The 9,007-nt window shown below is 54.0% G+C and carries 9 protein-coding genes; 2 read left to right on the top strand and 7 right to left on the bottom strand.

The window, feature by feature from the left end; all coding sequences use genetic code 11:
• Window positions 1-141: 141 nt before the first annotated feature.
• Entirely contained in the window at window positions 142-546 is a 405-nt protein-coding gene (locus tag OEW58_09980; GenBank protein ID MDH5301679.1) for a response regulator, read from the bottom strand.
• Between the two features lie 146 nt (window positions 547-692).
• Here OEW58_09980 and OEW58_09975 point away from each other — a divergent pair, with 146 nt between their 5' ends.
• Window positions 693-827, top strand: coding sequence for a hypothetical protein (locus OEW58_09975; GenBank protein ID MDH5301678.1), 135 nt, complete (start codon window positions 693-695; stop codon window positions 825-827).
• Between the two features lie 15 nt (window positions 828-842).
• Here OEW58_09975 and OEW58_09970 read toward each other — a convergent pair whose 3' ends face one another.
• Together OEW58_09970 and dtd are read right to left on the bottom strand one after the other, a co-directional pair.
• A complete protein-coding gene (locus tag OEW58_09970) occupies window positions 843-1,271 on the bottom strand; it encodes a rhodanese-like domain-containing protein (protein ID MDH5301677.1) in 429 nt (142 codons plus the stop codon).
• Between the two features lie 6 nt (window positions 1,272-1,277).
• Complete coding sequence (gene dtd / locus OEW58_09965) at window positions 1,278-1,715, bottom strand: D-aminoacyl-tRNA deacylase (GenBank protein MDH5301676.1); 438 nt, start codon at window positions 1,713-1,715, stop codon at window positions 1,278-1,280.
• 137 nt (window positions 1,716-1,852) lie between these two features.
• On the opposite strand from dtd, the gene OEW58_09960 reads away from it, so the two are divergent.
• The gene (locus OEW58_09960; protein MDH5301675.1) at window positions 1,853-2,974 is read left to right on the top strand and encodes a response regulator; all 1,122 of its coding nucleotides are present in this window, start codon (window positions 1,853-1,855) and stop codon (window positions 2,972-2,974) included.
• A 43-nt stretch (window positions 2,975-3,017) separates the two neighbouring features.
• Here OEW58_09960 and typA read toward each other — a convergent pair whose 3' ends face one another.
• The 4 genes from typA to dprA form a co-directional block, all read right to left on the bottom strand.
• A complete protein-coding gene (typA, locus tag OEW58_09955) occupies window positions 3,018-4,841 on the bottom strand; it encodes a translational GTPase TypA (protein ID MDH5301674.1) in 1,824 nt (607 codons plus the stop codon).
• Between the two features lie 139 nt (window positions 4,842-4,980).
• Entirely contained in the window at window positions 4,981-7,281 is a 2,301-nt protein-coding gene (gene topA, locus OEW58_09950; GenBank protein ID MDH5301673.1) for a type I DNA topoisomerase, read from the bottom strand.
• A gap of 107 nt (window positions 7,282-7,388) precedes the next feature.
• Complete coding sequence (locus OEW58_09945) at window positions 7,389-7,865, bottom strand: DUF494 domain-containing protein (GenBank protein MDH5301672.1); 477 nt, start codon at window positions 7,863-7,865, stop codon at window positions 7,389-7,391.
• A gap of 11 nt (window positions 7,866-7,876) precedes the next feature.
• A complete protein-coding gene (gene dprA, locus OEW58_09940; GenBank protein ID MDH5301671.1) occupies window positions 7,877-8,971 on the bottom strand; it encodes a DNA-processing protein DprA in 1,095 nt (364 codons plus the stop codon).
• Window positions 8,972-9,007: the final 36 nt, after the last annotated feature.

Raw genomic sequence — 9,007 nt, 5'->3', positions numbered from 1 at the left:
CGTGATCCGGTCGCTGAATTTTCCCGTGCCGCTGACGTGGTGCTGACTCGGCGGGTGCACAATGCGCCGCGTGATGAAACGCGCTGGCTGCCCGGCTGGCGTAAACGATTGCAAACTTACACACAATTTACCGCGCAACGTTTATAGTCGCGCCAGCACCTTGGCAACCGATTCGGCATTCACCGGCTTGAGGATAAATCCGGCCGCACCCTGTTGCCGCAATGCAACCAGCTCTTCCTTGGTCGCATTAGCCTTGGTGATGATCACATTAAAATCGGGGAATCGTCCCACCAAACCGGCGAGAACTTCCTCAATTTTCATCCCTGGCCAATCCGCATCCAGATAAATTACACCTTTTTTGTGCTTTCTCACCAATTCCATCGCGTCGCGCAAATTATCAACTCGACCAAGCAGCGGATGTCGGGATTTGCGCAACAGTGCACTCACCGTTTCTATGTCTGCCTCGTCCCGTAGAAACACAACAGACTGAAAGCGGGCCGGGTCTTTGGCTTTGCCCGTAGCCATATCAAACGACTGAATTGGCACACAATCCCCCTGCGAATATTTCTGGGTGCTCAGCAACGTATCGACCAAAAAAACCGCAACTGCAGTTTTATCTCCATGGGGATTTTGTCACTTTGGCGGTGTTGGTGTATCTTAGCGACTCACTGAACACGCACAGGATAGCGATAATGGACGAGGCGTTTCGCACTAATCTACATTTTTTCATGATAGGACTCGGCGTCGTCTGTATCGCCGCCGTCGTTGCGATCATTGCCTTTTACTTGCGCCTCAAGGCCAATGTTAAAAAGCAAAAACAGCAGTAAAACTGCGGTGCCGCGTTAACTAAGCTCCATGCCCGGCACGGTGGATTCATAGCCGGCCGCATGCACCACGGGATAGTCTTCGGCTTCCCAATTGACGATTCCGCCCGCCAAATTGACCGCCCGGCTAAACCCCATTTGCAGCAGCACGTCGGTTGCCATGGAACTACGACCACCGGTTTGACAATACACCACTACCACACGTTGCCGAGCCTCACACAGGTCCTTATGTCGCTTGGGACAACGCCTGTCTGCCGCCCCTTCCAGGGTACCGCGAGGAATATTGATGCTATTGGGGATATGGCTATGGGCGTATTCGCTTTCTTCGCGCACATCAATCAGTAAAAAATCTTCGTTTGCATCAACCAATTCCATCAACTCGTCGGGCGTGATGTTATTTACACGCTTGCGCGCTTCCGTCAAAAAGTCCTGTAGGGTTTTCTCCATGAGTCCTCACACCTGTAAATAAAAGGTCACCGGTCCATCATTGGTCAACGATACCTGCATATCGGCACCAAACTCCCCTGTCTCGACCACAGAATGGGATTTTTTCGCCTGATCCACCAGATAGTTAAACAGCATCTGCGCCTCCTGTGGCGCGGCAGCGGTGGAGAACCCTGGGCGATTGCCCTTACGGGTGTCCGCCGCCAGGGTAAACTGCGACACCAGCAGCAGCCCGCCTGCCACATCCGCTACGCTCAGATTCATCTTATCATCAGCGTCGGCAAATACTCGATACGCCAATATCCGCTGCAACAATCGATCAGCCTTGGCCTGATCATCGCCTTTTTCGACACCGATCAGCGCCAGCAATCCCTGCGAAATCTCACCAATTACACGACCTTGCACTTCAACACGCGCACCAGAGACCCGCTGTATTAATGCGATCACCCATTCCTCCACATAAATCAACGATGATGGATCATTCACCTTGCATCGATATTAAATGTCCAAAAAAGATTAAATTTTGCTCAAGCATTGTCTAACAATTTCCGCAATTATTCGCGTGTAAATGTGAGGACTCGCGGTTGAACGAAAAAATAAAGATCCTGCTGGTCGACGATGATCCGGACATCACCAACGTCCTGTCGCTGGTGCTGCACGACATTGGCTATGAGCCCATATCCGCCAGCAATGGTGAGCTCGCCTGGCAATTGCTGCAAAGCGATCACGGCATTCAGGCCATTGTCTCCGACGTGCAAATGCCCGTGCTCAACGGCTATATGCTATGCCAACGCGTGCGTGACGATGCCCAACTGCAACATCTTCCATTCGTGTTTTTATCCGCACTGACCTCACTGGAAGAACGGCTAAAAGGCTTTGGTGTTGGCGGTGATGACTACATCGACAAGCCCATCAGCATGGCCGTTGCAGTTGTCAAAATTCAGCACATCATCGATACCAAACTACAAAAAAACAATTTAAGCCAGCAGCTCAAGGATTCAACGCAGGTCGCCTTCCAGGCCATGACCTATACCAGCCATCTGGGCAACATCTTGCAGTTTTTGCAATCGGCATTGCAAGCTGCCGATTATCAACAACTGGCCGAAAATGCATTCAACGTCACCACGTCGCTGGGACTAAAATGCAATCTGCAGTTTCACACGCCCAACGGCATTCTCGATTTTGGCAGCAGCGGTCCGGTTTCACCTCTGGAATCCAATGTGGTTGAACTCAGTCGCAGCAAAAGTCGATTTTTTGATTTTGACCGACGAACCATCATCAACCATGATGCGTTTTCACTGCTGGTAAAAAACATGCCCACCGACCAGCCAGATCAATACGGCCTGCTCAAGGATCTGCTGGCCAATTTGTGCCACGCGATTGATGCTGCCGCCAAGCTGCTTAACTCGCACAGCAAACTGCAGAGCAAGGATCAGCTAATCAATGCCGTCAATAATGCGATCAACGAGGTCAATCGCACCTTCGGTGCGGTGCAAAATGACAGCAGTCGCGCCATCAGCCACATGTCAGCGGAACTGGAAGAAGCCATGCTGACCCAGCTTGGCCTGAGCGAATCCCAGGAAGACACCATCCGCAGCATCGTCAACGAAATGCAGCAACACACCACGAAAAACTTTGACCTGATTTCAAAGCTGCAAGACAAACTGGAAAATATCCGCAGCTCGATGCAAAACGCCACGCAATAAAAAAGGCCGGTATAAACCGGCCTTTTTTAGCGTTATCCGCCGCTTATTTCTCGGAACGAGACAGGCGCTTACGATCAGATTCGGTCAGCACTTTCTTGCGCAGACGAATGTGATTTGGTGTTACTTCCACCAGCTCGTCGTCATCGATAAATTCCAACGCCTGTTCCAGTGTGTGTCTGATTGGTGGCGTCAATACTTGCGCCTCGTCAGAACCGGAAGCACGCACGTTGGTCAACTGCTTGCCTTTGAGCACGTTAACAACCAGGTCGTTGTCGCGAGAATGAATACCCGCCAACATGCCTTCGTAAACTTCGTCACCGTGACCCAGGAACAGACGACCACGATCCTGCAGGTTATACAGCGCATTGGTCAGCGCCTTACCAGCCGCATTACAGATCAACACGCCGTTCTTGCGCTGACCGTAATCACCGCCCTTGGAAGGACCGTAGTGATCGAACACGCTGAACATCAAACCAGAACCCTGGGTTGAGGTCAAAAACTCGGTACGGAAACCGATCAGACCACGGGCAGGAATGATGAAGTCGATACGTACCCGGCCTTGACCGTCGCTCTGCATGTTCTGCATCAGGCCGCCACGTGCGCCCAGTTTTTCCATCACGGTGCCCTGGTGTGGCTCTTCCACGTCCACGGTCAACTGCTCGAATGGCTCGTGCTTAACGCCGTCAACCATACGGGTAATTACTTCAGGACGGGATACGCCCAGCTCGAAACCTTCGCGACGCATGTTCTCGATCAGTACCGACAAGTGCAGTTCACCACGACCTGACACGCGGAATTTGTCCGGGTCAGCGGTGTCTTCCACACGCAGCGCCACGTTGTGCACCAGTTCCTGCTGCAAACGCTCACGAACCTGACGTGAAGTCACGTATTTGCCGTCCTTGCCAGCAAACGGAGAATTGTTTACCTGGAAAGTCATGCTTACGGTTGGCTCATCCACTGACAGTGGTGCCAATGCTTCAACCGCCGCAGGGTCACACAAGGTGTCAGAAATGTTCAGTTCTTCCAGACCGGTAAAACAGATAATGTCGCCAGCCTGAGCCATATCGACTTCGATACGCTCCAGACCCAAGAAGCCCATGATCTGCAGAATCCGGCCATTACGGCGCTTGCCTTCCTTGTCGACCACCACCACCTGGCTGTTGGTCTTGATCCGGCCACGGTTGATACGGCCGATACCGATAACACCCACGTAGCTGTTGTAGTCCAACTGGGAAACCTGCAGCTGGAACGGATCTTCCACTTCCACCTGCGGGGCATGAACCTTGTCGATGATGGTCTGGTACAGGTGATCCAACGTTCCGCTGCGAACCGTCGCATCCGGGCCAGCGAAACCGCCCAAGCCAGAGGCATACACCACTGGGAAATCCAGCTGCTCGTCAGTCGCGCCCAGGCGGACGAACAAGTCAAACGTCTGATCCAGAACCCAGTCAGGACGGGCACTTGGACGGTCAATCTTGTTGATAACAACAATAGGGTGCAGGCCGCGACGCAGCGCTTTTTCTGTTACGAAACGGGTCTGGGGCATGGGGCCGTCAACGGCGTCCACCAGCAGCAGTACCGAGTCCACCATGGACAGTACGCGCTCCACCTCACCACCGAAGTCGGCGTGTCCAGGGGTGTCGACGATGTTGATACGGTAGTCATTCCAACGAATGGCCGTCGGCTTGGCCAGAATGGTAATGCCGCGCTCACGTTCCTGATCATTGGAGTCCATGGCGCGCTCAGCCAATTGTGTACGCGCGTCCAGGGTATTGGACTGTTTCAGCATCTGGTCAACCAGAGTGGTTTTGCCGTGGTCAACGTGGGCAATGATCGCAATGTTGCGTAGTTTTTCAATGGGTAACATGAATGCAATACCAGCAAGGTTTGGGGAGCGCGCATTGTACAGATTTGCGCCAGACGGAGGAAGCGGCTTGCGACAAATTTGCCGCCAGATAGCGAAAACGCCCGTTTAACGGGCGTTTTTTTAGACATATTCCAGCAAATTACTCGTTTTGTTCATCTTCGCCGGACGATTCCACCGCCTCAGCAAAGCCACACTCCTTCTGTGGACAAACCTTTTCGGTGCCTTTGCGCTTGGTGGTTTTGATGGTCAACATCGGCCAGTTACAGCTTGGGCAGGGCTGGTTGATGGGCTCGTTCCAGACCGCATAATCGCAATCGGGATAGCGCGAACAGGAATAGAACATCTTGCCGCGACGGGATTTGCGCTGCAGCATTTCGCCCTGCTTGCACTGCGGACACTGCACGCCGGTTTCCTTGGGCTTTTCCAGCGGCTCGATGTACTTGCAATCCGGATAACCGGAGCAACCAATGAACTTGCCATAGCGACCCTGACGAATAATCAGATTGGACGAACATTCGGGACAAACGCGGCCTTCGACTACTTCCGGCTCGGCCGGCTCGTTGTCGTCACCCAGATTGCGGGTGTAATCGCAATCAGGATAAGCGGTACAACCCACAAAACGGCCACGGCGCCCCAAGCGAATGGACAGCGGCTGACCACACTGCGGGCAGGCTTCGTCCAGCGCTTCCTGAGTTACATCCTTGCGGTCGACAGTTTCCGCCTTGTGATCCACCAGTTCTTTGAACGGGTCCCAGAATTCGTGCATCAACGGCACCCATTCTTTTTCACCACGGGACACCGCATCCAATTCGTCTTCCAGATTGGCGGTAAAGTCGTAATCAACGTACTTGGCAAAATGCTCGGTAAGGAACTTGTTCACCACCCGCCCCACATCGGTGGGGGTGAAGCGGCGCTTGTCCAGTTCGACGTATTCGCGTGCCTGCAACGTCGAGATGATGGACGCATAAGTCGACGGACGACCAATGCCGTGTTCTTCCAGCGATTTAACCAAACTGGCTTCGGAGTAACGCGGCGGCGGCTCGGTGAAATGCTGCTCGGGACGTATCCCCTGCAGATTGACCTTATCGCCTTCCTCAAGCGGCGGCAGAATCCGGCCTTCGTCGTCGTTTTGCTTGGCGTCGTCCTGGCCTTCCTCGTACACCGACAGGAAACCAGGGTCGGCAATGGTGGAACCGTTGGCGCGGAACACCGCGTCCTTGGTTTCCAGATCAACGCCGACGGTATTGACCTTGGCATGCACCATTTGACAGGCAATAGTACGTTTCCAGATCAGATCGTACAGTTTGTACTGGTCTGCGCTGAGATGCTCCTTGATGGCCTCAGGCGAGATGGTCACCGAGGTGGGGCGAATCGCCTCGTGCGCTTCTTGGGCATTTTTAGATTTGGTTTTGTAGGCGCGGACTTCGTCCGGCAACATGTTTTTGCCGTAGCGTTCGGCAATGAACGCTCGAATTTCTTCCACGGCTTCCTGCGCCAGGTTAACCGAGTCGGTACGCATATAGGTGATCAAACCCATTTCGCCTTCACCGATGTCGACACCTTCATACAACTGCTGCGCGGTACGCATGGTGCGCTGGGCGCTGAAATTGAGCTTGCGCGCTGCTTCCTGCTGCAAGGTGGACGTGATAAACGGCGGCGACGGATTGCGCTTGCGTTGTTTCTTTTCTACCTTGGTCACCAACAGGCTGCCGGCAGCGTGTTTGAGCAGCACAGTTTCGATATCTTTGGCTTGCGACTCGTTGGTGACGCTGAACTGTTGCAGTTTTTCGCCTTTGTACTGCTGCAGCTTGGCAGGAAACGCCACGCCCTCGGCCAGCAGATCGGCCTCTATGCTCCAGTATTCCTGGGCAGTGAAAGCCTCGATTTCCAGTTCGCGCTCGACGATCATCCGCAGCGCAGGGCTCTGCACCCGGCCAGCGGACAGACCACGGCGGATTTTTTTCCACAACAACGGCGACAGGTTAAAGCCCACCAGGTAATCCAGCGCACGACGCGCCTGTTGGGCATTGATCAGGTGCAGGGACAGTTCACGCGGATTTTCCATGGCCTCTTTGATGGCCCGCTTGGTGATCTCGTGGAAAACCACCCGGTGAACTTCTTTATCTTTCAGCGCTTTTTTGTTGTTCAGCAATTCGTACAAATGCCACGAAATGGCTTCCCCTTCGCGGTCAGGGTCAGTCGCCAGATAAAGCACATCGGCTTTTTTCATCGCTTTGGAAATTGCATCGACGTGTTTTTGGTTCTTGTCGATGACCTGATATTTCATCTCAAAATTGTGACTGACATCCACCGCGCCCTCCTTGGGCAGCAGGTCACGCACGTGACCATAGGACGCCAGTACCTCATAGCCTTTGCCGAGGTATTTCTTGATGGTTTTCGCCTTCGCTGGCGATTCTACAATGACGAGAGCATTTCCCATGACGATGAAACGGCGCCTTCCTTCCAAGGATTTGTCGCAAAAGGATGAGTAATCTACAGATAAACATCGCAGCTGAAAAGTTCAACTGCAATGTTGGACATCAAAGTCTAGTGGCGATACCCGACGTTTTCATCAAAAACGACGTCTTCCATCCAGGCCAATGCCGCTTCGTGTCCGGGCTGGTTGAACAGCACCAGCAAGACGACCCATTTGCATTGCTCCAGATCAATTTCACCATCGAGCGCCATAATGCGGTCGATAACTTTTTCGCGGGTCTGTAACTCCAGCACCCCGATTTGTTCCAGGAACATCAGAAAACCGCGACTTTCGACATCGATTTTTTGACACTCGCGCTGGGTAAAAACCCGCATCGCAGACGGTGTCTGCGCACGAATGGCTGCCTGTTTGTCATTCAGGGCGATCAGCCCCTCCAACCAGGTCAGCGCTTTGTCGACTTCGCCCAATTCAAATCCGGCTTCCTGCAATTCCACTTTGAGGTCGTCGCGGTCAGGCTGGATGAAAAAGTCATCTTCTACATAGTTTTCAAACAGATACATCAGAACTTCTAGCATGTTCTCTTTCATGGCGACCGCCTTTACACTTTTGCTCGGGAATAGCGTCCTCCACTGGACGCGTGCACCAAACCCTGCAATTCAAGTACCAACAGCATGGAACAAACCGCATCAGCCGTCAATCCACAGCGTTCGACCAACTGGTCAACGGGCTGCGGATCATACCCTAAACTCGACAGCAAATGTTGATATTCCGGGTCCAGCGCCGGTAGTGCCGCCTCCGGCATTGGCGCTGCCGGTTGCGCCTCGGTGCGCAGATAACCCTGCCATTCCTCAAAAATGTCCTCGGCGGTCTCGACCAGTTTTGCCCCCTGACGAATCAGTTGGTGGCAACCCCTTGCCAGCGGGTTGTGTATTGACCCCGGTACGGCAAACACCTCGCGCCCCTGTTCGCCCGCCAGCTTGGCGGTAATCAATGAGCCACTGCCACGGGCCGCTTCAACCACCAGCACCCCCAGGCTCAAACCACTGATCAGGGCATTGCGGCGCGGAAAATTTTCCCGCAGCACCGGCGTGCCCGGCACAAACTCGCTCACCAATAAGCCGCCATCGTTGACAATCTGGTGTGCCAGGGCGCGATTGGCCGCCGGGTACACCCGATCCAGGCCCGTGCCCATCACCGCGATAGTCGCACCACCGGCAGCCAATGCACCACGATGCGCCGCAGCATCAATGCCCTGCGCCAAACCGCTGGTAATCACCAAACCCTGCGCAGCCAAAAATTTGGCAAATGCGAACGCATTGTCCGCACCATCGGCGGTCGGATTGCGGCTGCCAACCACCGCCAACTGCGGTCGGTGCAGCAAACTGGCATCGCCCTGCCAGAAAATCAGCGGCGGGCGCACCGTCAAGTCGCTCAGGCTGGCAGGATATTCCGGATCGGCACAACTGATAATTCCCCGCCCGTCACCCTGGGCCCAGGCCAAATCCTGCTCAACCCCAGCCCAGTCCGGGCTGATCAGATAGGCACGTAATTTGTCCGGTAAATCCTGACGCAATCCCACATCCTCAAACCACTGCGCCGGCGATTCCACCTGTTGCAGCATGCGGGCGAACGTCACCGCCCCCACCCCTGGCGCCCGATAAAGGGCCAGAAAATACTCTATTGCCTGTCGCATCAACTATGTACCGCCCCGGTTTAAAAAGACTGCCAA

The organism is Gammaproteobacteria bacterium (assembly GCA_029884425.1).
Lineage (GTDB): Bacteria > Pseudomonadota > Gammaproteobacteria > S012-40 > S012-40 > JAOUHV01.
The sequence above is the reverse complement of the archived record's forward strand: the minus strand, read 5'-3'. Positions and strand labels throughout refer to the sequence as shown.

What these genes read in the sequence shown, in the direction of transcription:
- OEW58_09975 (MDH5301678.1), top strand. Translation starts at nt 693, where the DNA reads ATGGACGAGGCGTTTCGCACTAATCTACATTTTTTCATGATAGGACTC.
- OEW58_09970 (MDH5301677.1), bottom strand. Translation starts at nt 1,271, where the DNA reads ATGGAGAAAACCCTACAGGACTTTTTGACGGAAGCGCGCAAGCGTGTA.
- typA (MDH5301674.1), bottom strand. Translation starts at nt 4,841, where the DNA reads ATGTTACCCATTGAAAAACTACGCAACATTGCGATCATTGCCCACGTT.
- topA (MDH5301673.1), bottom strand. Translation starts at nt 7,281, where the DNA reads ATGGGAAATGCTCTCGTCATTGTAGAATCGCCAGCGAAGGCGAAAACC.
- OEW58_09945 (MDH5301672.1), bottom strand. Translation starts at nt 7,865, where the DNA reads ATGAAAGAGAACATGCTAGAAGTTCTGATGTATCTGTTTGAAAACTAT.
- dprA (MDH5301671.1), bottom strand. Translation starts at nt 8,971, where the DNA reads ATGCGACAGGCAATAGAGTATTTTCTGGCCCTTTATCGGGCGCCAGGG.